At 70.2% G+C, this 23,835-nt stretch carries 21 protein-coding genes and 1 pseudogene; 16 read left to right on the forward strand and 6 right to left on the reverse strand.

Annotation, left to right across the window (positions count from 1 at the left end; all coding sequences use genetic code 11):
* Positions 1-383 precede the first annotated feature (383 nt).
* From KV557_RS19460 to KV557_RS19480, 5 genes are all read left to right on the forward strand, one after another.
* Positions 384-1,379, forward strand: a complete 996-nt coding sequence (locus KV557_RS19460) for an ABC transporter permease (protein ID WP_218201958.1) — start codon at positions 384-386, stop codon at positions 1,377-1,379.
* A gap of 54 nt (positions 1,380-1,433) precedes the next feature.
* Positions 1,434-3,200, forward strand: coding sequence for an ABC transporter substrate-binding protein (locus tag KV557_RS19465; RefSeq protein ID WP_218201959.1), 1,767 nt, complete (start codon positions 1,434-1,436; stop codon positions 3,198-3,200).
* A 99-nt stretch (positions 3,201-3,299) separates the two neighbouring features.
* A complete protein-coding gene (locus KV557_RS19470) occupies positions 3,300-4,310 on the forward strand; it encodes an ABC transporter permease (RefSeq protein ID WP_218201961.1) in 1,011 nt (336 codons plus the stop codon).
* Positions 4,307-5,377, forward strand: coding sequence for an ABC transporter ATP-binding protein (locus KV557_RS19475; RefSeq protein ID WP_218201963.1), 1,071 nt, complete (start codon positions 4,307-4,309; stop codon positions 5,375-5,377). Before KV557_RS19470 ends, KV557_RS19475 begins: the two co-directional genes overlap by 4 nt.
* Positions 5,378-5,423: 46 nt before the next feature.
* Positions 5,424-6,494 carry an ABC transporter ATP-binding protein gene (locus KV557_RS19480; protein ID WP_218201965.1) on the forward strand — a complete coding sequence of 357 codons (1,071 nt, stop codon included), beginning with the start codon at positions 5,424-5,426 and terminating at the stop codon, positions 6,492-6,494.
* Between the two features lie 84 nt (positions 6,495-6,578).
* Here the strand turns inward: KV557_RS19480 and KV557_RS19485 are convergent, their stop codons facing one another.
* Together KV557_RS19485 and KV557_RS19490 are read right to left on the reverse strand one after the other, a co-directional pair.
* On the reverse strand, positions 6,579-7,955 hold the full coding sequence (locus tag KV557_RS19485; protein ID WP_256177663.1) for an acyltransferase family protein: 1,377 nt from the start codon (positions 7,953-7,955) through the stop codon (positions 6,579-6,581).
* A 161-nt stretch (positions 7,956-8,116) separates the two neighbouring features.
* A complete protein-coding gene (locus KV557_RS19490) occupies positions 8,117-9,430 on the reverse strand; it encodes an acyltransferase family protein (protein WP_218201970.1) in 1,314 nt (437 codons plus the stop codon).
* 46 nt (positions 9,431-9,476) lie between these two features.
* On the opposite strand from KV557_RS19490, the gene KV557_RS19495 reads away from it, so the two are divergent.
* Complete coding sequence (locus KV557_RS19495) at positions 9,477-10,136, forward strand: trimeric intracellular cation channel family protein (RefSeq protein WP_308129974.1); 660 nt, start codon at positions 9,477-9,479, stop codon at positions 10,134-10,136.
* On the opposite strand, the gene KV557_RS19500 is transcribed toward KV557_RS19495, so the two are convergent.
* Positions 10,072-10,818, reverse strand: a complete 747-nt coding sequence (locus tag KV557_RS19500) for an IclR family transcriptional regulator (RefSeq protein WP_218201974.1) — start codon at positions 10,816-10,818, stop codon at positions 10,072-10,074. The two genes, KV557_RS19495 and KV557_RS19500, sit on opposite strands and share 65 nt — an antisense overlap.
* Before the next feature lie 167 nt (positions 10,819-10,985).
* On the opposite strand from KV557_RS19500, the gene KV557_RS19505 reads away from it, so the two are divergent.
* The 4 genes and pseudogenes from KV557_RS19505 to KV557_RS44500 form a co-directional block, all read left to right on the forward strand.
* Positions 10,986-12,167, forward strand: a complete 1,182-nt coding sequence (locus KV557_RS19505; protein ID WP_218201977.1) for a cysteine desulfurase family protein — start codon at positions 10,986-10,988, stop codon at positions 12,165-12,167.
* A 73-nt stretch (positions 12,168-12,240) separates the two neighbouring features.
* Positions 12,241-13,377 (forward strand): tRNA 2-thiouridine(34) synthase MnmA, encoded by a 1,137-nt coding sequence (gene mnmA / locus KV557_RS19510; RefSeq protein ID WP_218201979.1) that lies wholly within the window; start codon positions 12,241-12,243, stop codon positions 13,375-13,377.
* A 290-nt stretch (positions 13,378-13,667) separates the two neighbouring features.
* Entirely contained in the window at positions 13,668-14,225 is a 558-nt protein-coding gene (locus tag KV557_RS19515; protein ID WP_218201981.1) for a Uma2 family endonuclease, read from the forward strand.
* 60 nt (positions 14,226-14,285) lie between these two features.
* Positions 14,286-14,393: pseudogene (locus tag KV557_RS44500) on the forward strand (aminomethyltransferase beta-barrel domain-containing protein); the annotation flags it as partial.
* Positions 14,394-14,438: 45 nt separating this feature from the next.
* Here the strand turns inward: KV557_RS44500 and KV557_RS19520 are convergent.
* The 3 genes from KV557_RS19520 to KV557_RS19530 form a co-directional block, all read right to left on the reverse strand.
* The gene (locus KV557_RS19520) at positions 14,439-15,611 is read right to left on the reverse strand and encodes a methyltransferase domain-containing protein (RefSeq protein WP_218201983.1); all 1,173 of its coding nucleotides are present in this window, start codon (positions 15,609-15,611) and stop codon (positions 14,439-14,441) included.
* Positions 15,608-15,748, reverse strand: coding sequence for a hypothetical protein (locus KV557_RS19525; RefSeq protein WP_218201986.1), 141 nt, complete (start codon positions 15,746-15,748; stop codon positions 15,608-15,610). Before KV557_RS19525 ends, KV557_RS19520 begins: the two co-directional genes overlap by 4 nt.
* Before the next feature lie 261 nt (positions 15,749-16,009).
* Positions 16,010-16,507 (reverse strand): ATP-binding protein, encoded by a 498-nt coding sequence (locus tag KV557_RS19530; RefSeq protein WP_218201988.1) that lies wholly within the window; start codon positions 16,505-16,507, stop codon positions 16,010-16,012.
* 178 nt (positions 16,508-16,685) lie between these two features.
* Between KV557_RS19530 and KV557_RS19535 the strand changes: the two genes are divergently transcribed.
* From KV557_RS19535 to ligA, 6 genes are all read left to right on the forward strand, one after another.
* Positions 16,686-18,164: a hypothetical protein gene (locus KV557_RS19535; protein ID WP_256177667.1), complete on the forward strand. Its 1,479-nt coding sequence runs from the start codon at positions 16,686-16,688 to the stop codon at positions 18,162-18,164.
* Between the two features lie 15 nt (positions 18,165-18,179).
* Entirely contained in the window at positions 18,180-18,665 is a 486-nt protein-coding gene (locus KV557_RS19540) for a hypothetical protein (RefSeq protein WP_218201990.1), read from the forward strand.
* Between the two features lie 143 nt (positions 18,666-18,808).
* A complete protein-coding gene (locus KV557_RS19545; RefSeq protein ID WP_218202044.1) occupies positions 18,809-19,333 on the forward strand; it encodes an LOG family protein in 525 nt (174 codons plus the stop codon).
* A 13-nt stretch (positions 19,334-19,346) separates the two neighbouring features.
* On the forward strand, positions 19,347-20,036 hold the full coding sequence (locus KV557_RS19550; protein WP_218201993.1) for an SDR family oxidoreductase: 690 nt from the start codon (positions 19,347-19,349) through the stop codon (positions 20,034-20,036).
* Positions 20,037-20,246: 210 nt separating this feature from the next.
* Positions 20,247-21,257, forward strand: coding sequence for a methionine synthase (locus tag KV557_RS19555; protein WP_308129975.1), 1,011 nt, complete (start codon positions 20,247-20,249; stop codon positions 21,255-21,257).
* A 19-nt stretch (positions 21,258-21,276) separates the two neighbouring features.
* Complete coding sequence (gene ligA / locus KV557_RS19560) at positions 21,277-23,547, forward strand: NAD-dependent DNA ligase LigA (RefSeq protein WP_218201994.1); 2,271 nt, start codon at positions 21,277-21,279, stop codon at positions 23,545-23,547.
* Positions 23,548-23,835: the final 288 nt, after the last annotated feature.

Consider the following 23,835-nt stretch of genomic DNA (forward strand, 5'->3'; position numbering starts at 1 on the left):
TCCGGACGAACTTCCGGTCGGGCCAGGCAGGCATCTTGACATGGCTGGTGCGGCCATGTGAAGAGGGATATGCCAACGATCTGGGAGGTGCATGCGCACAGATCACAGTTGGGCATCTGTCGGTTGGCAGGGCTGGCGCAAGCCAGTTCGGATGGCAGAGAGTTCTGCGCAACGCACCGCGCGTACTTGGAACCCCACGAAGGTGAACGCGCAAGCCGACCGCTCGATCCACGCGACGCCCATCCCGCGTGGTGGCAGTACCTGTGCACGACGTACTGCCGCGAACACCTGCTCCAAGCACCTCCGCACGTCCGCAGCCGTACCGCCGAACCGGTGACCGGCACCCGTGGGCCGGCCACCGTCGGCGAGGGGACCAACTGACCATGACCGCACCCATCAAGACCGCCGGGAACGAACCGGGGGCACCCGCCACCGTGAGCCCGGCCAAGAAGATCGAGGGCCGCTCCCTCGGCCAGATCGCCTGGACCCGCTTCAAGCGGGACAAGATCGCCGTCGCCGGCGGCGTCGTGGTGATCCTGCTGATCCTGCTTGCCGTGCTGGCCAAGCCGATCGAGGCCCTCTTCGGGCTCGACCCCGACGCACTCCATCAGGACCCGGACATCCTGGACGCCAACCTCGGCGGCCTGCCGATCGGGAACTGGGGCGGCATGAGCTGGGACCACCCGCTCGGCGTCGACCCCCTCCAGGGCCGTGACCTGCTCTCCCGTGCCATCGAGGGCTCCTGGGTCTCCCTGCTGGTCGCCTTCGGCGCGACCGTGCTGTCCAACACCATCGGCACCGTGCTCGGCGTGATGGCCGGCTACTACGGCGGCTGGGTGGACACCGTGATCAGCCGCATCATGGACGTCTTCCTGGCGTTCCCGCTGCTGCTCTTCGCCATCGCGATCTCGACCTCGCTGCAGGGCGGCGCGTTCGGACTGCACGGCCTCCCGCTGCACATCATGGTGCTGATCTTCGTGATCGGCTTCTTCAACTGGCCCTACATGGGCCGGATCGTGCGCGGCCAGACGCTCTCGCTGCGCGAGCGCGAGTTCGTCCACGCGGCCCGCAGCCTGGGCGCCCGCGGCCCGTTCATCCTGTTCAAGGAACTGCTGCCGAACCTGGTCGGTCCGATCCTGGTCTACTCGACCCTGCTGATCCCGACCAACATCCTCTTCGAGGCCGGCCTCAGCTTCCTCGGCGTCGGCATCCAGCCCCCGCAGGCCTCCTGGGGCGGCATGCTCAACGACGCGATCAAGTACTACCAGGTGGACCCCCAGTACATGGTGGTCCCCGGTCTGGCGATCTTCCTCACCGTGCTCGCCTTCAACCTGCTCGGCGACGGGCTGCGTGACGCCCTCGATCCCAAGAGCAACTGACCCTGCGTCAGGAATCTCCGCCTCCTCCACATCCTCAAGGGGTTGATCTCACCCATGCGTAGGTCCCGTACCGTCGCGCTGACCGCGGCGGCCGCCGCCGCGGTCCTGATCGTGACCGGCTGCTCGTCCGGCACCAAGAGCTCCGACACCTCCTCCAGTGGCACCAGCGCGGCCGGTGGCGCCGACGCGGCCACCAAGAACATCGTCAACGCCTCGGACAAGAAGGGCGGGACGGTCACCTACGAGATGAAGGGCACCCCGGACTCCTTCGACCCGGGCAACACGTACTACGCCTACATCTACAACTTCTCGCGCCTGTACGGGCGTCCGCTGACCACCTTCAACCCGGCCGCGGGCGAGGACGGCAACAAGCTCGTCCCGGACCTCGCCGAGAACATGGGCCAGCCCAGCGCGGACGGCCTGACCTGGACGTACAAGCTGCGCGCGGGCCTCAAGTACGACGACGGCACCCCGATCACCTCCAAGGACGTCAAGTACGCCGTGGAGCGCTCCAACTTCGCGCCGGACGTGAACTCCAACGGCCCGACGTACTTCAAGGAGCTGCTGGTCGACAACCCGACCCCCTACGAGGGCCCGTACAAGGACAAGACCGGCGACCTGAAGTCGATCGAGACGCCGGACGACCTGACCATCGTCTTCCACCTGAAGCACGCCTTCGCGGACTTCGACTACCTGGTCAGCGCCCCGCAGACGGTCCCGGTCCCGCAGGCCAAGGACGACGGTGCCAACTACGTGAAGCACGTGGTCTCCTCGGGCACCTACAAGTTCGAGTCCTACGACGACGGCAAGCAGCTCACCCTGGTGCCGAACACCAACTGGGACAAGAGCACCGACCCGATCCGCAAGCAGCTCGCGGACAAGATCGTGGTCAAGATGGGCATCGAGCAGTCCACCATCGACAAGGACCTCATCGCCGGCAACGCCCAGGTGGACCTGGTCGGCGGCGGCGTCGACCCGCAGACCCAGGCGCAGATCCTGCAGAACCAGAAGCTCAAGGCCAGCACCGACAACGCCTACGGTGGTCGCCTGGTCTACACCGCGATCAACACCAAGGTCGCGCCGTTCGACAACATCGAGTGCCGCAAGGCCGTCCAGTACGCGATCGACAAGACCTCGGTGCAGCTCACGCTCGGCGGCCCGATCCGCGGCGCGATCGCCAACACCGTGCTCCCGCCGGACATCCCGGGCCACCAGGACTTCAACACCTGGGAGACCAAGGACAACAAGGGCGACCTCGACAAGGCCAAGGCCGCGCTCAAGGCCTGCGGCAAGCCGGACGGCTTCAACACCGTGCTGACGGCCCGCACCGAGCGCGACCCCGAGGTCCAGGCGGCGACCGCGATCCAGGCCGCGCTGAAGAAGATCGGCGTCAACGCCGAGATCCAGAAGTTCCCGCAGGGCAAGTACTTCTCGGACAACGCCGGTGTCCCGCAGTTCACCCAGGACCACAACATCGGCCTGATGATGATGCAGTGGGGCGCCGACTGGCCGACCGGCTACGGCTTCCTGCAGCAGATCGTCGACGGCCGCGCGATCAAGGCCTCCGGCAACAGCAACCTGGCCCAGCTGAACGACCCCGACATCAACAAGCTGATCGACGACGCCGCCACCAACACCGACAAGGCGGCCCGCGAGAAGATCTACGCCCAGATCGACAAGAAGGTCATGGACCAGGCGGTGTACGTCCCGCTGACCGACTTCAAGGTCTTCCTGTACCGCCCGGACAGCGCCACCAACCTCGCTTCCACGCCGGCCTTCTCGGGTGAGTACGACTACCTGAACATCGGCACCACCAAGTAAAGAGCCTGGCTCCGCATCCCTGAAGGCAGGTGAAGGCAGCGGCGCCCGCCACCGTCCGGCAGATCCCGGACGGTGGCGGGCCGCCGGAGCCGACCAACTGTGTTTGCCTACATCATTCGCAGGACGTTCGCGGCCCTGTTGCTGATCCTGGTGGTCAGCGCGGTCACCTTCGCGATCTTCTTCCTGCTCCCGCGCATCGCCGGCGAGACCAGTGACCAGCTGGCCGCGCAGTACATCGGGAAGAACCCGTCGCCCGAGGCGATCGCTGCGGTCAAGAAGAACCTCGGGTTCGACCAGCCGCTGTACAGCCAGTACTGGAACTTCCTGAAGGGCCTGGTCGGCGGCGCCGAGTACAAGTTCGGTCCGGACCCGGTCACCTGCCACGTGCCGTGCTTCGGCTACTCGTTCAAGAACCACCTGGAGGTCTGGCCCGAGCTGACCAAGCGCATCCCGGTCACCCTCTCGCTGGCCATCGGTGCGGCCGTGCTGTGGTTGGTCTCCGGCGTCACCACCGGCGTCATCTCCGCCCTCAAGCCGCGCTCGATCTTCGACCGGCTCGCCATGGGCGTCGCCCTCGCCGGCGTCTCGCTCCCGGTCTTCTTCACCGGCGCGCTGCTGCTCACCGTCTTCAGCTACGAGTGGCCGATCCTGGACAACCTCCAGTACGTCAACTTCACCGACGACCCGATCATGTGGGCCCGCAACCTGATCCTCCCGTGGATCTCGCTGGCCTTCCTCTACTCAGCGCTCTACGCCCGGCTCACCCGCGCCGGGATGCTGGAGACCATGAGCGAGGACTACATCCGCACCGCCAGGGCCAAGGGCCTGGTCGAGCGCAAGGTCGTCACCCGGCACGGGCTGCGCGCCGCGCTCACCCCCGTCGTCACCATCTTCGGCATGGACCTCGGCCTGCTGCTCGGCGGTGCGCTGATCACCGAACAGGTCTTCTCGCTCCAGGGCATCGGTGCCTTCGCCGTCCAGGCGATCGCCGACAACGACCTGCCCAAGATCCTCGGCGTCACCCTGCTCGCCGCCTTCTTCATCGTCGTCTGCAACCTCGTGGTCGACCTCCTGTACGCCCTCGTCGACCCCCGGGTGAGGCTCTCGTGACCGAGCTCCAGAACACCACGGCGCCCGCCGCGCAGACCCCGGCCGGAGACCCTTTCCTCTCCGTCCGCGACCTGCGGATCCACTTCGACACCGACGACGGCCTGGTCCGCTCGGTGGACGGGGTCAGCTTCGACCTGCACAAGGGCCGGACCCTCGGCATCGTCGGCGAGTCCGGCTCCGGGAAGTCCGTCACCTCGCTCGGCATCATGGGCCTGCACCGCTCCAAGCGGGCCCGGATCAGCGGCGAGATCCGGCTGAACGGCGAGGACCTGATAGCGGCCGGCCCCGACCGGGTGCGCCAACTGCGCGGCCGCGAGATGGCGATGATCTTCCAGGACCCGCTGACCGCGATGCACCCCTACTACACGGTGGGCCAGCAGATCGTCGAGGCCTACCGGGTGCACCACCCCGACGCGACCAGGAAGCAGGCCCGCACCCGCGCCATCGAGATGCTCGACCGGGTCGGCATCCCGCAGCCCGACCGCCGCGTGGACGACTACCCGCACCAGTTCTCCGGCGGCATGCGCCAGCGCGCGATGATCGCCATGGCGCTGGTCAACGACCCCTCCCTGCTGATCGCCGACGAGCCCACCACCGCCCTGGACGTCACCGTCCAGGCGCAGATCCTGGACCTCATCCGCGACCTCCAGGAGGAGTTCGGCTCGGCCGTCATCATCATCACCCACGACCTCGGGGTGGTCGCCGAGCTCGCCGACGACATCCTGGTCATGTACGGCGGCAAGTGCGTCGAGCGCGGCCCCGCCGACACCCTCTTCGACGCGCCCGAACACCCCTACACCTGGGGTCTGTTGGGCTCCATGCCGCGCCTCGACCGGGAGCTCCAGGACCGGCTCGTGCCGGTCAGGGGCACCCCGCCCAGCCTGATCAACGTGCCGTCCGGCTGCGCCTTCCACCCGCGCTGCCCGTACGCCCAGCTCACCGGCGGGCGCTCCACGACCGAGGTCCCGGTGCTGGCCGAGGCCGTGCCCGGGCACCACGCGGCCTGCCACCTCGCGGCGGCCGAGCGGCACCGCATCTTCACCGAAGAGATCGCGCCCCGGCTGTGAGCCCGGCCTCGTACCAGGCGTCGTACCACCTTTCTGGAGAGAACCGATGACGGACACTCAGGCGACCCAGACGGCGATCCCGTCGCCCGCGACCGCCTCCGACCGCGAGCCGCTGCTCCGGGTGACCGGCCTGACCCGGCACTTCCCGATCCGCAGCGGGCTGCTGCGGCGCCAGACCGGCGCGGTCCGGGCCGTCGACGGCATCGACTTCACGGTCAACGCGGGTGAGACGCTCGGCGTCGTCGGCGAGTCCGGCTGCGGCAAGTCGACCATGGGCCGGCTGGTCACCCGGCTCGACGAACCGACCGGCGGGACGATCGAGTTCGAGGGCACCGACATCACCCACCTGGGGGTCGGCGCGATGCGGCCGCTGCGCCGCGACATCCAGATGATCTTCCAGGACCCGTACTCCTCGCTCAACCCGCGGCACACCGTCGGCACCATCGTCGGCGCGCCGTTCAGGCTCCAGAACGCGGTGCCCGAAGGCGGGATCAAGAAGGCCGTCCAGGAGCTGCTGGAACTGTGCGGGCTCAGCCCCGAGCACTACAACCGCTACCCGCACGAGTTCTCCGGCGGCCAGCGCCAGCGCATCGGCATCGCCCGCGCGCTCGCCCTGCGGCCCAAGATGATCGTCGCGGACGAGCCGGTCTCCGCCCTGGACGTCTCCATCCAGGCGCAGGTGGTCAACCTGCTGGACGACCTCCAGCGCGAACTCGGCCTGACCTACCTGATCATCGCGCACGACCTCTCGGTGGTCCGGCACGTCTCCGACCGGGTCGCGGTGATGTACCTCGGCAAGATCGTCGAGATCGCCGACCGGGACTCGCTCTACCGCAGCCCGATGCACCCGTACACCACCGCGCTGATGTCCGCGGTGCCGGTGCCCGACCCGCGCCGCCGCCAGCGGGCCGGCCGCGAGCGGATCCTGCTCAAGGGCGACGTCCCCTCGCCGATCAACCCGCCCAGCGGCTGCCGCTTCCGCACCCGCTGCTGGAAGGCCCAGGAGGTCTGCGCCACCCAGGAGCCGCCGCTGGTCGCCCTCAAGACCGGCCACCAGGTCGCGTGTCACTTCCCTGAGAACACCGCGGGCGAAGCCCCTGTGGACGCCGTCGCCTAACGGTTCCACGACAAAGGCCGCCCGCCCCGGACGCCCGGGGCGGGCGGCCTTTCGCCGTATCGCCGTCGTAGCGCCGCCGGTTCGTCAGTCGCGGCCGGACAGCACCGGCTCCGCCGCGGACCCGTCCGCGGCGGCCGGCTGGGCCTGGCCGACGATCGCGGGCTGCGGTGCAACGGGCGCCGGGAAGCGGCGGTTGACCGCCTTCATGACCTTGCGGCCGAGGTTCTGGAACGGGATCTCGACCAGGCGGTAACTGAGGTAGCTGACCACCAGCAGCGCGGCCGAGAAGGCGACGAACTGGATGCCCCGGTCCTTCCAGCCGACGATCGGCGCGTGGCCCTCCAGGAGCCAGTCCATGCCGTGGATCAGCGGGTTGTGCAGCAGGTAGACCGAGTAGCTGATCGAGCCGAGCCAGCTGAGCCAGCGCGGGAAGCGGCGCTTGCGCAGCAGCATGCCGATCACGAACACCGCCCACGCGGCCGCGTAGGCGAAGGAGAACGACATCCAGGACTCGGTCCACGTCTTCCCCAGGGCCGGGCCGCGGTTGTAGAGGTAGCCGACCGTGACGCCGGAGACGGCGACGAAGGCGCAGCAGGGGATGGCCGGGACCCGCTCGATCTGGCCGTGTTCCAGCCGGTACAGCACCGTCCCCGCGAACATCGTGGCGAAGATCATCATGGTCTCGAACCCGGCGGACCGGCTGTTGAGCAGGACGAGGGTCAGGCCGAGGCCGCCGAGCAGCAGTCCGCCCCAGCGGACCAGGTCCGGACGGGCGGTGAAGATGCAGGCCATCGCCATGAGGACGACGATGCAGGCGGCGGCGACCAGGTGCCGGATCGAAGCCAGGTCGGTGGAGATCGTGCCCAGCGCCAGCCAGGAACCGAGGACGAGGGCGAACGCGGCGAAGCCGATCGCGATCGGCGCGCTCTTCCGGTGCCACCCCATGACGAATAACGCCGTCACGAAGTAGTAGAAGATCATCTCGTAGGTGAGCGTCCACATGACCCCGACGACGTTGGGCACGCCCAGCATGTCCTGCAGCATCGTCCCGCCGGCCGCGAACGACAGCAGCGGGTGGTCGAAGGCGAAGGCCTGCACCACCGAGTGCTGGCGGGGGAGGATCAGCACGCTCCCGACCACGGTCAGGATCACCACGGGGAAGATCCGGAAGAACCGCCCGGCCCAGAACCCCCGGACGTCACCCCGCCGTTCCAGCGAGGCCGGGATGATGTACCCGCTCACCAGGAAGAACAGCATCACGCCGAAGATGCCCGGGTCCAGGTAGTGCGGGACCTTGGTGCCGCCCGGCACCCAGTGGAACGGCAGTGCGAGGTGGTACACCGCGACCGCCAGGGCGGCCATACCGCGCAGCGCGTCGAGCCAGCCGAGTCTCGACGAGGCGGGGGCGGCGGGGGCGCCCTCGGCGGTTCGGCCAGTGCGTCGCCTGGATGCGCATTCCATCAGCTTCACACGCGGAAGCTAGCGGAAGCAGCGGGGGGTAAGAACCGTTCGAGGGAGTTCGAAGACCCTTCGGAGCGTGGTTCCTGTCCGGACTGTGACCCTTGCTCCGGGGCGGGCACCCGCTGGGCCGGCCGCCCCTGAGCTGCGGGGATGGGTCGAGGTCAGCCGGTGCGCGAGCCCACCCGCGCCGGCTCGTGGACGCCCGGCGGGGCCTGGTCGGCGGGAGTGATCGGCGGGAAGCGGCGGTTGACCGCCTTCATGACCTTGCGGCCGAGGTTCTGGAACGGGATCTCGACCAGGCGGTAGCTGAGGTAGCTCAGCACCACCAGGGCGGCCAGGAAGGCGACGAGTTCCAGGCCCCGGTCCTTCCAGCCGACGAGCGGGGCGTGGCCCGACAGCTGCCAGCCCATGAAGAAGATCAGCGGGCCGTGCAGCAGGTAGACGGAGAAGCTGATCGCGCCCAGCCCGCTGAGCCAGCGCGGGAACCGGCGCTTGCGCAGCAGCATGCCGGCCACGAACACCGCCCAGGCCGCCAGGTAGGCGTAGGAGAACGCCATCCAGGAGTCGGTCCACGTCTTCCACAGCGTCGTGCCGCTGTCGTAGAGGTAGCCGGTCACGAAGCCGCAGACGACGACGAAGGTGCAGCAGAGGACGGCCGGGAGCCGCTCGATCTGGCCGTGTTCGAGGCGGTACAGCACAGTGCCCGCGAACATCGTCGCGAAGATCATCATGGTCTCGAACCCGGCGGACCGGCTGTTGAGCAGGACGAGGGTCAGGCCGAGGCCGCCGAGCAGCAGTCCGCCCCAGCGGATCAAGTCAGGGCGGGCGGTGAAGATGCAGGCCATCGCCATGAGGACGACGATGCAGGCGGCGGCGACCAGGTGCCGGATCGAAGCCAGGTCGGTGGAGATGGTACCCAGCGCCAACCATGAGCCGAGGACGAGGGCGAAGGCCGCGAAGCCGATCGCGATCGGGGCGCTCTTCCGGTGCCACCCCATGACGAACAGGGCCGTCACGAAGTAGTAGAAGATCATCTCGTACGTGAGCGACCACAGGACGCCGATCGCACTGGGCACGCCCAGCAGGTCCTGCAGCATCAACCCGTTGGCCGCGAACGACAGCAGCGGGTGGTCGAAGGCGAAGGCCTGCACGATCGCGAACTTGCGGGGGAGGATCAGCAGACTCGCGACCACGGCCAGGGCCACCGCCGGCGAGATCCGGAAGAACCGCCCCGCCCAGAACCCCCGGACGTCACCGCGCCGTTCCAGCGAGGCCGGGATGATGTACCCGCTCACCAGGAAGAACAGCATCACGCCGAAGAGCCCGAGATCCAGGTAGTACGGCTCTCTCGCGGCATGCGGGATCAGGTTGACCAGGCCGAAGTGGTGCATGGCCACGGCGAGTGCCGCTATGCCGCGCAGCGCGTCGAGCCAGCCGAGTCTCGCCGGGGCGGGGGTGATGGGGCGCAGCTTCACCATGCGGAGGCTAGCCGAGTTCGGTGGATCAGGTACAAAAGGGACGGTGACCTCGCAGATCTTTCCCTCCGACGTGCAGCAGTCGCTCGACCTCGTCGGCATCTTCGTCTTCGCCCTCTCCGGGGGGCTGCTCGCCGTACGCAAGAACATGGACATCTTCGGGATCTGTGTGCTGGCCGAGGTCACCGCGCTCGGCGGCGGGGTGATGCGCGACCTGGTGATCGGTGCGACGCCGGTGGCGGCCTTCAGTAATCTCGGGTACTTTCTGACGCCGCTGGCGGCCGGGCTCGTGGTGTTCTTCCTGCACCCGGAGGTCGAGCGGATCAACCGGGCGGTGCAGACCCTGGACGCGCTCGGGCTCGGGCTGTTCTGCGTCACCGGCACCGCCAAGGCGCACGACTACGGGCTCGGCGCGGTGGCCGCCGTCGCGCTGGGCATGGTGACCGCGGCCGGCGGCGGGGTGATCCGGGACGTGCTGGCCGGGGAGATCCCCGCGCTGCTGCGCTGGGACCGGGAGATCTACGCGGTGCCCGCGCTGGTCGGTGCCGGCCTGGTCGCGGTGCTGATCGGCGCCGACCGGCTGACCGGGGCCACCGGCACCGCCGCCGCGCTCACCGCCTTCGTGCTGCGGATGCTCGCGCTCAAGTACGGCTGGCGCGCGCCGCGGGCCTGGCACCGCAACGGTTCTCGCACCAGCGAGGACTAGGCGAGCCGCCGTACGCGAGCGAGATGGCCTCGGCGGTGCAGAGCAGTTCCGGCACCATGCGGGCCAGTTCGGCCGGCCGCACCCGGTCCGCCGGGGCGCTCACCGCGCAGGCCGCGACCGTCCGGCCGTCGCTGCCGGCCACCGGCGCGGCCACGCAGGTCACCGGCTCCCGGTGCTCGGCCGACTCGGCCGCCCAGCCCCGGCGGCGCACCGCGGCCAGCTCGGCCGGGAGTTCGTCCTCGGGGGTGCCGTCCTCGGGCAGCCCGGCGAGCAGCACCCGGCCGACCGCCGTCCCGGTGACCGGCGCGCGGCGCCCGATCCGGGACGGCCGCCCGGCGCCGTGGCCGCCCACCTCGTCCAGGTAGAGCACCTCGCCGTCCTGGAGCATGGCCAGCTGGACGGTGTAGCCGCAGCGCGCGTTGAGGGCGGCCAGGTACGGCGCGGCCACCTGCCGGACGTCGATGTCCTCCAGCGCCCGGTGGGCCAGCGACAGCAGCCGGCCGCCGAGCCGGTAGCGCAGGTCGGGCTGGCGCTGCGCGAAGCCGTGCGCCTCCAGGGTGCGCAACAGCCGCAGCGCGGTGGACTTGTGGACGCCGATGCTGGTCGCGGCCTGCTCCAGGGTGACCGGCCCGTCGCCGAGCGACCCGAGCAGGGTGAGGGCGCGGTCGACCGACTGCGACATGGCGCCCCCGAGGTTCTGAGAGAAGTGTCCGTCAGGCTAACCGCTGGGCCGTGCAGTGGTACAAACCAGTGCCGGACACCGCCGATCCGGCCGCCGTCCGGCCGGTGGCCGGATCGGTGTGCACGGCGGGAACGGCGCGGGGGAGGGCCCTCTACAATCGGGGGGTTATGCCATACCTGGACCATGCGGCGACCACGCCGATGCTGCCCGAGGCGATCGCCGCGATGACGGCGCACCTCGGAGTCGTCGGCAACGCCTCCTCCCTGCACGCAGCCGGCCGCCGGGCCCGCCGCGTGGTCGAGGAGGCCCGCGAGTCGCTGGCCGACTCCCTCGGCGCCCGGCCGAGCGAGATCGTGCTCACCGGCGGCGGCACCGAGTCGGACAACCTCGCCGTCAAGGGCCTCTACTGGGCCCGGCGGGACGCCGATCCGGCCCGCACCCGGGTGTTGTGCAGCCCGGTCGAGCACCACGCGGTGCTGGACGCGGTGCACTGGCTCTCCGAGCACGAGGGCGCCACCGTCGAGTACCTGCCGGTGGACGGGCTCGGCCGGGTGCATCCGGCGGCGCTGCGCGAGGCGATCGAGCGGGATCCGGCCTCGGTCGCGCTGGTCACCGTGATGTGGGCGAACAACGAGGTCGGCACCGTCCAGCCGGTCACCGAACTGGCCGCCGTGGCGGCCGAGTTCGGCATCCCGATGCACGCCGACGCGGTGCAGGCGCTCGGTCAGGTGCCGGTCTCCTTCGCCGAGTCGGGGCTCACCGCGGTCACCGTCACCGGGCACAAGATCGGCGGCCCGTTCGGCATCGGCGCGCTGCTGCTCTCGCGCGGCGCCGCGCCCGTCCCGCTGCTGCACGGCGGCGGGCAGGAGCGCGACGTCCGCTCCGGCACCCTGGACGCGCCCGCCGCCGCGGGCTTCGCCGCCGCCGCGGCGATCGCGGCCGAGCGGCGGGCCGAGCACGCGGTGGCGCTCGGCGCGCTGCGGGACGAGCTGATCGCCGCGGTGCTGGCCGAGGTGCCGGACGCGGTGCTCAACGGCGACCCGGCGCCCGAGGGCCGGCTGCCCGCCAACGCGCACTTCTCCTTCCCCGGCTGCGAGGGCGACGCGCTGCTGATGCTGCTCGACGCCCAGGGCATCGAGTGCTCCACCGGCTCGGCCTGCTCGGCCGGCGTCCCGCAGCCCAGCCACGTGCTGCTCGCGATGGGCGCCGACCCGCTGCTGGCCCGCGCCTCGCTGCGCTTCTCGCTCGGCCACACCTCCGTCCGGGAGGACGTCACCGCCCTGGCGAAGGCCATCGGCCCGGCCGTCCAGCGCGCCCGCAACGCGGGCCTGATGGCCGTCCGGCGCTGAGGACCGGCCGGGGATCGGCCAGGGGACATCGACTCGGGGAACAGCCGCCGCAGCACGTACGCTTGTCGGCATCATGACTGACTTCCCGGGTGCCCCGACCGCTCCGTCCACTGGCCGTCTGCGTGTGCTCGCGGCGATGTCCGGCGGGGTGGACTCCGCCGTCGCCGCCGCGCGCGCCGCCGAAGCGGGGCACGAGGTGACGGGCGTCCACCTGGCGCTGTCGGCGAACCCGCAGTCCTTCCGGACCGGCGCCCGCGGCTGCTGCACCATCGAGGACTCCCGGGACGCCCGTCGCGCCGCCGACGTGATCGGCATCCCCTTCTACGTGTGGGACCTCGCCGAGCGCTTCCGCGAGGACGTGATCGACGACTTCGTCGCCGAGTACGCGGCCGGCCGCACCCCCAACCCCTGCCTGCGCTGCAACGAGAAGATCAAGTTCGCCGCGCTGCTGGACAAGGCGATCGCGCTCGGCTTCGACGCCGTCTGCACCGGCCACTACGCCCGGATCGTCGACCTGCCCTCCGGGGAGCGCCAGCTCCACCGCGCGGTGGATGCGGCGAAGGACCAGTCCTATGTCCTCGGCGTGCTGGATTCGGACCAGCTCGCCCACTCCCTCTTCCCGCTCGGCGACACCACCAAGGACGTCATCCGCGAGGAGGCCGAGTGCCGCGGCCTGGCCGTCGCCAAGAAGCCCGACAGCCACGACATCTGCTTCATCGCCGACGGCGACACCCAGGGCTTCCTGGCCAGTCACCTCGGCACCGCCACCGGCGACATCCTCGACGTGGACGGCACCAAGCTCGGCGAGCACGACGGCGCGTACGGCTTCACCATCGGCCAGCGCAAGGGCCTGCGGATCGGCCGCCCGGCGCCGGACGGCAAGCCCCGCTACGTGCTCGACATCTCCCCGGTGAACAACACCGTCACGGTCGGCCCGGTCGAGGGCCTGGACGTGACCGGCCTCACCGCGATCCGCCCCCGCTGGTGCGGCGGCGAGCCGGCCGCCGACGGCCGGTACACCGCCCAGCTGCGCGCGCACGGCGAGGAGGTGCCCGTCTCCGCCTCCGTCGTCGACGGTGAGCTGCACGTGCGCCTGGACAGCCCGGTCCGCGGCATCGCCCCCGGCCAGGCCGTGGTGCTGTACGACGGCACCCGGGTGGTCGGCTCGGCCACCATCGCGACCACCGAGCGCCCGGCCGTCAAGGCCTGAGCCGGACGGGCCGGCCAGGCATCGGCCGGGTCGGCCGATGCCTGAGGTTCGTCGCTCCTCACCCTTGCTCCTTTCGACGCGAGGGGGAGAGGCGAGTCGGCGATCCCGCCCGCGCCGCCGGCCCGGCGGCGCGGGCGGGAGTTCAGCGGGAGCCGGGTCGAACACCCCTGGCATACTCGGAGTGCCAGCTGCGCGGCTTCCTCGCACGGGACAACGCGACTGCCCGGGCCTGGGGAGCGGGACTACGGCAACTCGCCGAAGCAGCCGATGCACCCTCCGGAGAGGACGGCATGACCTTCTACGAGCAGCACCGCGATTTCATCGAGGAACTGGAGCGGATCGCCCCGGAAGGCGTTCGGATCGAATGGTCCGGAGACACGCTGATCATGCAGGCGTCGCCGTCCAACATCCATCAGCTCAACGTGGCCCAGGTGCGCAGGCAGTTCGAGCAGCACGCTCCTGACGGCTATCTCCCCAGCGAGCGGAGCGAAATCGTCAGCCCTGATGTCTCCAAGGGACGCGAGCCGGACTTGACGTACCTGCCGGTGGAGGTCCTCTCCGAGCCGGGCAACAAGGCCTCCGCCGCGGAAGCCCTGATCGCTGTGGAGATCGTCTCGCCGTCCAATCCGGGCAACGACTGGATGGACAAGCTGCACGACTACGCCGTGATGCGCATCCCGCTCTATCTGATCGTGGACCCGCGCCAGCAGACGGTGACGCTGTTCTCTGAGCCGAACCACGACCGGTACCACACCCGCAGCGATCGGAAGTTCGGCGACGCGATCAGCATTCCGGAGCCTTTCGGCTTCACGCTGAGCCTGTCGGAGCTCGTTCCGTACAAGGACTGATGCTCCGGCATCGGCGCCGTCGTCGCCGAGCGCCTCGCCGAACGCGGGGACGACCTCACCCCGGCCCGCGGCATCGCCCCCGGCCAGGCCGTGGTGCGGTACGACGGCACCCGCGTCGTCGGCTCGGCGACCATCGCCGCCACCGAGCGCCCGGCCGTCCGGGCGTAGTCCGGTTCTGAGAGCCCGGCCGTCCGCACCGGACGGCCGGGCCGTTCAGCGCTGCGGAACGGGGTTGTCCGGCGAGTCCAGCCAGACGCACTGCCCCTCGGGGGTGACCGTCAGACCGAACCGGTCGGGGCCGGGGCGGCCGTGGTCGAGCCACCAGCGGTAGGTGGCTTCGGTCTCGTCCCACAGCCGCCGAGCACCGTACTGCCAGACGGTGAAGCTCTGAGCGCCCTTGGTGCCGTCCCAGTCGACAGCAGCCCAGGAAGACGCGTCGGTGGTGGCGAGCCACAACCGAACCACGACCCCATCGACGTCCGGGTCATGCTGGCGTGCGTGCCAGACATCCCCGAGCCGAGAGCCGACAGCGAACTGAGCATCGGCGTCCTGGCCGGCCACCGCCCATGGGTCCAGCTCGGTCACCGACTCGTCCGGTACGTGCTCATCGCGTACCACGTCACGGAAGATCCGCAGGTCGGACCGGTGGCCGCGCATCAGCATGAACGAGCCGTACGGCATGAACCGGCCCTCAGCGCGGCCGTCGTGCACCGTCAGGCGGAGCGTTCCCCAGCCGATCCACGGGTTCTCCCACGGTGTGAGGATGACCCCGCTGTCCCGCACCTGATCGAGCCACGCGGTCGGTACCCGGTTCACGGCGCAGGTAGAGATGAGCCGGTCGAAGGGCTGACCCGCAGGCCATCCAGCGCCGCCGTCGGCGCAGATCACCTCGGGGTGGAGTCCGGCCCGGCCGAGCGCGGTCCGGGCAGCGACGGTCACCCGCCCGTCCACTTCGAGCGTGGTCACATTGGCATCGCCCAGGCGGTACGCGAGCAGGCCCGCGTTCCAGCCCGTGCCGCTCCCGATCTCCAGTACGTTCATGCCTGCACGGGCATCGAGGTCTTCGAGCATGCGGACCACGACTGACGGCATCGACGCCGACGACGACGGCCACACCTCACCGTCCACCGGCTCGGCCCCGTCGTTCAGCTGTGTGACCACCGGGGCGTTCGCGTACGCGGCGCTCAGCCAGCCGGCGGGGTCGTCGGCGCGGTTCAGCGGCTCGTTGTCGTCACCGACCCAGATCCGATCCGGGATAAACGCGTGCCGGGGGACCGCGGTGAGCGCCTTGACCCACTGGTCCGGGATCTCTCTCCCGAGGTCATCGGCGATGGAGTGGAGCAGGCCACGCAAGGCGGCCTGCTCCTCATGCTGGGGGCGTGTCACTTCTTGTCGCCGTCCTTGTGCTTCGGCTCCGGGGTCGGCCGCTGGCCGTCCTTCGACGGCTTGTCCTTGCTGAAGTCCTTGTTCCCGCCGTGCTTGCCGCCGCCGGAGCTCCCGCCCTTACCGGTTCCCCATGCCATGGGTGTTCCCCTCTCTCGATTCTGGTGAGTGTGCTTGCTCAGGCCGCCGCGTCGCTGCGGTTCGGGACCATGGGGCCGGGCGGACGCTCGGCCGGCTTCGGCTTCGGCTTCTTCGGCTCAGGGGTGCTCATGATGGTGCTCCTTCTATCGGTCATCCGAGGTGGTGCATGGGCGGTGCCGGCCGACCCTCGGGGAGCGGTGCGACCGGCACCCATCCGTCCGTCCGGTGTGCCTATGACGGTTCGGACGGAGTCTTGGGTGTCAGGCCGAGCGCGCGAGGCGTTCCGCGGCCTGGTTGTGGGCGGCGTGCACGAGGACGGCCAAGCGCCGCTCACCGGTCACGAGTTGGTCGGCCGCGCACTCGAACCAGACGACCTTGCCCGAGCCGGCCGGGTGCCAGCCCCACGAGTGCGCGAGCCCGTCGACCAGGATGAGACCACGGCCACCGGTGACCGCATCCTCCGTGGTGTCCGAGCCGGGCGGACGAAGGCTGTTGTCCGCAACCTCCACCCGCAGCCGCTCACCGGTCCACCGGACCGTGACCTTGCACCGGGCGCGGGCGTGCTCCAGCGCATTCGCGATTACCTCGCTCGCGCACAGCTCCAGGTCCCGCAGCGCGTCATCCGACATCGGAACCTGCCAGTGCCGGGCAATCGCCACGACCAGGCGACGCGCCGGAGGAACAGCCATCGGATCAGGCTCAACGCCGTACTCCAACGGCACCGGGAAGCTCGCGGTGTTGAGCGGACTGATCAGCACGGCATACCCCTTCATGGGTGGGCGTCGGAACCGTGTTCCTGCCGGGCTTGTCCGGCAGGAACACGTAGCTCACACATGAAGAGCTTCGACCGTCGAGCCGTTTCCGGGGATGACCGGCTGGTGTTACCGAAGCGGTAATACGCTGCTGTCAGCGAGATTTGATGATCTGCCAGTGGCTATGCTCTCGTGCAAAGGCTGCCTCATGATGCAATCCGGCCCTACCCATGGCCCGCTGCTCTCCGCCGAACTGCTGGCACGCGAAGACCTCCGCGCCGCTCTGGCGGAACACGACTTCGCCTCAGCGTTCAGCCTGATCAAGAAGTACGGCGGGCTCTCGCAAAACCGCATCGCGGCCGCCTGCCGGCTGACGCCGGGCAAGGTCTCAACGGTCATGTCCCGCGATCAAGAGATCACCTCCTACGAAGTGATCGCACGGATCGCCGACGGCCTGTCGATCCCGGGCCACCTGGTGGGGTTGAGCCCACGCTCATGGGAAGAACAGCCAGCAACACCGCCGCCGCCTGGGCCCGCAGCACTGCTCGTTGATGACTTCCCATGGCAGCCAACCGCCACCACCAAGCTCGCAACTCAGCTGACAAGAACCGATCTCGCCATGGACAGACGCACCGCCACACGACTCATCGCGGCAGCCGCCTTCACCGGCACCGCCCTTTTGGACCCGCTCGAAGGTTGGCTCGTCCCCCCAGCCGACGCCGAAGAACGCCGACGGCCAGGTCGACTCAGTGAGCACGACGTCACCCAGCTCGAACAGGCCGCCATCGCGTTCCGACGCTGGGACCATCAGTTCGGCGGTGGACTCCGGCTCAAGGCCGTCCTCGGCCAGCTCAATGAGACGGCCACCGCCCTCGAAGAGCGCCAACGCCCAGACACCGAGCGCCGCCTCTACTGCGTCATGGCACAGCTCGCAGGGACCGCCGCCACCATGGCATGGGACTCGGGCCACCAACGTCGAGCACAGGACTACTACCGACTTGCTCTCCGCGCTGCCCACGCGGGCAACGACCAGCCGTTCGGAGCCAACGTCCTGGCCGGCATGGCGCGACAGATGCTCTACGCGGACAGGCCAGCCGATGCGCTTGAGCTCATTCGCCTCGCCCAGGACGGCAGCCGCGAAATGAGCGGGACGCGAGTCTGCGCCATGCTGCGCACACGGGAGGCGTGGGCGTATGCGGCCACGGGCCGAATCACGGCCTTCCGCAGAGCAACCAGCCAGGCGGAGGAAGAGCTTGCCTCGGCCGGACGGCTGGACGAGGAGCCCCACTGGATTGCCTACTTCGACCAAGCCGAACTCGCGGGAGTTACCGGTGGCCGCATGCTCGATCTTGCGCGGGCAGACCCGCGCGCACATGCTGATGCCGCAGCCGAGCACATTCGAGCCGCCCTCTCCGTGCGCGGGGCAGAAGCCGGCCGTTCCCACGCACTTGATCGGATCGGCTTGGCAGAGACCCGCTTCCTGGCAGGCGACCTCACCGGCGCCGTTGAGGAGACCCGGTACGTGGTCGAGGCCGCCTCACGGACGCGGTCCAGCCGAGTCCGCAGCCAACTGGGCGCGCTCTACCAGTACACCGTTGGCCGCTCGACGAACGCCGCCGTACGGGACGCCCGCGATAGCATCCGCGAGCTACTGGCGAACTGACCGAAGGGGAACGGCATGGCAGTGATCGCAGTCACCGGGCACATGGACCTGACCGAGGACAGCGTCCAACCGGTCCGCGATGCGCTCCTGAAAGTGCTCTCCGCGTATCCCCGTGACGAGCTGACCGGGCTGTCCTGCATCGCCAAGGGAGCCGACGCCCTGTTCGCCGACGCCGTCCTCTCACTCGGCGGGCGACTCGTCGTCGTGATCCCGTCCGCCGACTACCGCGAGACCAAGGTCAAGCCCGACTACGTAGCCGAATTCGACCGCTTGTACCAAGCGGCGACCGACGTGGTCGTCATGCCCTTCGCAACAGCCAACCGCGAGGCGTACGAGGCCGCCAACAACGAGTTGCTTCGCCGCGCCGACCGCCTGGTAGCGGTATGGGACGGCCGGCCGGGCAACGGCCGGGGCGGGACCGCCGACACCGTGTCCGGTGCACAGGCCGCGGCGATCCCGGTGGACGTCGTATGGCCCGAAGGAGCCTCGCGGAAGGCCTGAGCCAGGTGGGCGCTTCGGGACAACGACCCCCGGCGGCCTGCTCGTTGAGCAGGCCGCCGGGTGAGCAGGTCTTCAGAACGGGGCGGATGATCGGGCCACCATGCTGATCACGCTCCGGGTGGCGTGATAGACCAGTCGGCATGATGAATATCTGCGTCTTCTGCTCCGCGTACTCGCTCGATGACCGTTACACCGCCCCCGCCGCCGAGTTCGCCCGGCTGCTCGGGGAGGGCGGGCACACCCTGGTGTGGGGTGGCTCCAATGCCGGGCTGATGGGGCTGCTCGCCGATGAGGTGAAGGCGGCGGGCGGTCGGCTGGTCGGCGTGATGGTCGAGATGCTGAAGCACAAGGGGTACGTCGGCGCCGACGAGCTCGTCATGACGCGCGACCTCGCCGAGCGGAAGGCGGTCTTGGCCTCGCGGGCGGACGCGATCGTCGTCCTGGTGGGCGGGCTGGGCACCCTCGATGAGGTCACCGAGGTGCTGGAGCTCAAGAAGCACGGGATGTTCGACAAGCCGGTGGTCGTCCTCGACACCGAAGGGTTCTACACGGGCCTGCGGACCCAGCTGGAGCGGATGGACGCCGAGGGCTTCCTGCCCCGGCCGCTCGGCGAGCTGATCGGCTTCGCCGACACGCCGGCCCAGGTCTTCGAGCAGCTGAAGGCCTGAGAGGATCGGGATCATGGCTGCACATCTGATCACCGGCGCGGGCTCCGGCATCGGCGCCGTCGTCGCCGAGCGCCTCGCCGAACGCGGGGACGACCTCTGGCTGCTGGCCCGCGACGCCCGGCGGGCCGCCGAGTTGCGCGAGCGTTTCCCCGGGGCTCGGACGCTGGTCGGGGACCTCAAGGACCCGGCCAAGCTCTCCTGGGCCTTCGGGCATCAGGCGCTGCCCGTCGAATTGGACTCCCTGTTGCACATCGCAGGCGTCGTCGAGCTCGGCCAGGTCGGCGAACTGCCGGTCAAGGCCTGGCAGGAGACGCTCAACGTCAACCTGGTCGCCCCCGCCGAGCTGACCCGCCTGCTGCTGCCCTCGCTGCGGCTCGTCAAGGGCCACGTGGTGTTCGTCAACTCCGGTGCCGGGCTCAACGCCCACGCCGACTGGTCGGCGTACGCGGCGAGCAAGCACGGCCTCAGGGCGCTCGCCGACTCGCTGCGCCACGAGGAGCACGCCAACGGCGTCCGGGTCACCTCCGTCTACCCGGGCCGTACCGCTACCGCGATGCAGGTCAAGGTCCACCAGCAGGAGGGCAAGGAGTACGACAGCGACCGCTGGATCGCCCCCGAGTCGGTGGCCAAGGCCGTCCTCGCCGCCCTCGACGCCTCCCGCGACGCGGAGATCACCGAGATCACCGTCCGCCCCGGGCACTGACTCCGGTACCGGCGCCGCGCACGTAGGGCCTGTCGTCAAACTCCCGCCTGCGTGGCGGCGTTGGGGCACGCGCCTCGCTGCGTTGTCGTCGGTCGCCGATGCTCCGCATCGCGTCCCTCCTCCGCCTTGCGATGCACGCACCCCAACGCCGCCACGCCCGCCCTCCGGGCGGACGACGGGAGTTTGACGACAGGCCCTAGGCTCGGACGGGTGAGCACCCCACACCCCTTCCCCGACCTGCGCGGCGCCGCCACCGGCGTCGGCTCGCTGCCCGGCACCGACGCCCGCGAGGCCGCCAAGACCTCCACCGGGGCGCTGGAACACCTGCCGTTCCTCCCCGAACTGCCCGCCCGGGGCCCCGGCGCCGACATGATCGGGCGCTCCGCCGGCCTGCTGGTCGAGCTGTTCGCGCAGACCGAGCCGAGCGGCTGGCGCTTCGCCGACCGACCCGGCCGCGACACCAAGCGCGCCCACTCCTGGCTCGGCGAGGACCTGGACGCGCTGGAGGAGTTCACCCAGGGCTACCAGGGTGCGCTCAAGATCCAGGCCGTCGGGCCGTGGACGCTGGCCGCCTCCGTCGAGCTCAAGCACGGCGAGAAGGCCCTCGCCGACCGCGGCGCCTGCCGGGACATCGCCGGCTCGCTCACCGAGGGCCTGCGCCGCCACCTCGCCGAGGTCCGCAAACGGGTGCCCGGCGCGGAGGTCGTGCTCCAGCTCGACGAACCCTCGCTGCCCGCCGTGCTGGCAGGTGCAGTGAAGACCGCGAGTGGCTTCCAGCGGCTGCGCTCGGTGGACCGGCAGGTGGCGGAGGAGGTGCTGCGCGAGCTGATCCGCGGCCTCGACGCGCCGGTCGTGGTGCACTGCTGCGCGCCGCAGGTGCCGATCCCGCTGCTGCGCCGGGCCGGAGTGGCCGGCGTCTCGCTGGACTTCTCGCTACTGACCGAGCGCGAGGACGACGACCTGGGCGAGGCGGTCGAGGCGGGCACGATGATCCTCGCCGGTGTCGTGCCCTCCACCGACCGGGCGGTGTCGGACCCGGCCGGTAGTGTCCAGGGTGTCAGGACCTTGTGGCGCAGGCTCGGGTTCGCCCCGGAGCTGCTGGGCCGCCGCGTGCTGGTGACGCCGACCTGCGGGCTGGCCGGGGCCTCCCCGGCGTACGCGCGCAAGGCGCTGTCGCTTGCGGCGCGGGCGGCGCAGAGCCTGGTGGACAACCCGGAATGAGAACGTAGGAGGGCTTGCGGTGGTGGCTGTCGAGGGCTGGGAGGACGTCCCGGCGGAGGTGCGCAGGCGGCATGCCGAGCTGGCGGCGGAGATCACCGACCACCGCGCCCGGTACTACGGGCAGGACGCCCCGGTCGTCAGCGACGCCGAGTTCGACGCGCTGATGCGCGAGCTGGAGGCGATCGAGGCCGAGCACCCGGCCCTGGTCACCCCGGAGTCGCCGAGTCAGCGGGTCGGCGGCGCGCCCACCGAGCTGTTCGCCTCGGTCGAGCACCGCGAGCGGCTGCTCAGCCTCGACAACGCCATGGACGACGAGGAGCTCGCCGCCTGGGCCGAGCGGGTCGCCACCGAGCTGGCCGGCATCGACTACCACTACCTGTGCGAGCTCAAGGTGGACGGCCTGGCCGTCAACCTCACCTACGAGAACGGCCAGTTGGTGCAGGCCGCGACGCGCGGCGACGGCCGGGTCGGCGAGGACATCACCGCCAACGTCCGCACCATCAAGGAGATCCCGCACCGGCTCAAGGGCGCCAACATCCCCGAGCTGGTGGAGATCCGCGGCGAGGTCTACTTCCCGACCGAGGCGTTCGACGCGCTCAACGCCTCGTTCGCGGAGGAGAACGAGCGCCGCCGGCAGGAGAACGAGGAGCGCGCCAAGGAGGGCAAGCGGCCCCGGGCGATGATCCGGCTGTTCATGAACCCCCGCAACGCCGCCGCCGGTTCGCTTCGCCAGAAGGACCCGCACGTCACCGCCTCCCGCCCGCTGCACATGGTGGTGCACGGCATCGGCGCCCGGGTCGGCTTCGACATCGACAACCAGTCGCACGCATACCAGCTGCTGCACGACTGGGGGCTGCCAACTGCCCGGCACAACAAGGTCGTGAAGACCCTCGACGAAGTACGGGCGTTCATCAAGCACTACGGCGAGCAGCGGCACTCGGTCGAGCACGAGATCGACGGCGTGGTCGTCAAGGTGGACGAGATCGCGCTGCAGGGCCGGCTCGGCGCCACCTCCAAGTCCCCGCGCTGGGCGATCGCCTGGAAGTACCCGCCGGAGGAGGTCACCGGCAGGCTGGCCGAGATCAAGGTCGGCATCGGCCGCACCGGCCGGGCCACCCCGTACGCGGTGCTGGCCGAGCCGGTGAAGGTGGCCGGCTCGATGGTCCAGTACGCGACGCTGCACAACCAGCAGGTCGTCAAGGCCAAGGACGTCCTGCTCGGCGACACCGTGGTGCTGCGCAAGGCCGGTGACGTCATCCCGGAGATCCTCGGCCCGGTCTACGACCTGCGGGACGGCACCGAGCAGGCGTTCGTGATGCCCTCGCACTGCCCGGAGTGCGGCAGCGAGCTGCGCCCGATGGCCGAGGGGGACATCGACCTGCGCTGCCCCAACGCCCAGTTCTGCCCGGCCCAGATCCGGGAGCGGATCGCCTTCCTCGGCGGCCGTTCCTCGCTGGACGTCGAGGGCCTGGGCTACGTCGCCGCCACCGCGCTGACCCAGCCGCTGGAGCCGGCCGAGGCGCCGGTGCGGAACGAGGGCGACATCTTCGGCCTGACCGAGGAGCAGCTGCTGCCGATCAAGGTGCTGGTGCGCGACCCGAAGACGGGCATGCCGAAGCTGGACGACGTCACGGGGGAGGAGAAGGAGGTGTTCTTCTTCGCCACCACCGCGGGCGCGGCCAAGAAGACCACCGGGCTGCTGCTGGAGAACCTGGACAAGGCGAAGGACCGGCCGCTCTGGCGCTACCTCAACGGACTGTCCATCCGTCACGTCGGCCCGGTGGCAGCCCAGGCGCTGGCGCATGAGTTCCGCGACCTGGACGCGATCTTCGCGGCGGACGAGGAGCGGCTGGCCGCCACCGAGGGCGTCGGGCCCGGCACGGCCCGCTCGATCATCGAGTGGTACCAGGTCGACTGGCACCGGGAGATCCTGGAGAAGTGGCGCGCGGCCGGCGTCCGCTTCACCGAGGAGTTCGCGGACGAGGACGAGGCGGAGCGCCCGCTGGAGGGCCTGACCGTGGTCGTCACCGGCACGCTGGCCGGGCACACCCGGGACGGTGCCAAGGAGGCGCTGACCTCGCGCGGAGCGAAGGTGACCGGTTCGGTGTCGAAGAAGACCGATTTCGTGGTCGCCGGTGACAACCCCGGCTCCAAGTACGACAAGGCCGTGCAGCTCGGCCTGCCGATCCTGGACGACGCCGGCTTCGCCGTGCTGCTCGCCGACGGGCCGGAGGCGGCCCGCCGCCACCTGGGGCTTCCGGACGTCGAGGAGGCCCCCGTCAAGGGCTGACCCGAGCGGCGGGTGGCCGAATCCGTCTTGTTATCGTCCTGATGCAACGTCACCGGGTGCCGTCCGGCGAATGCGGGCATGGTGTCACTGTGCGACACCCGGGCGCGGTGGCGCGTTTCCGGTTGTCCGAAAGTCTGCCCACCGGGTGGACCCCGGCATACCCTGGAGCGCAACAGAGTGTCAGCAGGGGTGGGGGCACCGGCTGAGCCGGTACTCCGCGGGGTCGCTCCATGCCCGGCAGCTGTCGGTACCGGCACGGTGCCTCACCGTAAGGCGGCCTGACGGGGC

The sequence above is a fragment of the Kitasatospora aureofaciens genome, assembly GCF_019192735.1.
GTDB lineage: Bacteria > Actinomycetota > Actinomycetes > Streptomycetales > Streptomycetaceae > Kitasatospora > Kitasatospora aureofaciens_A.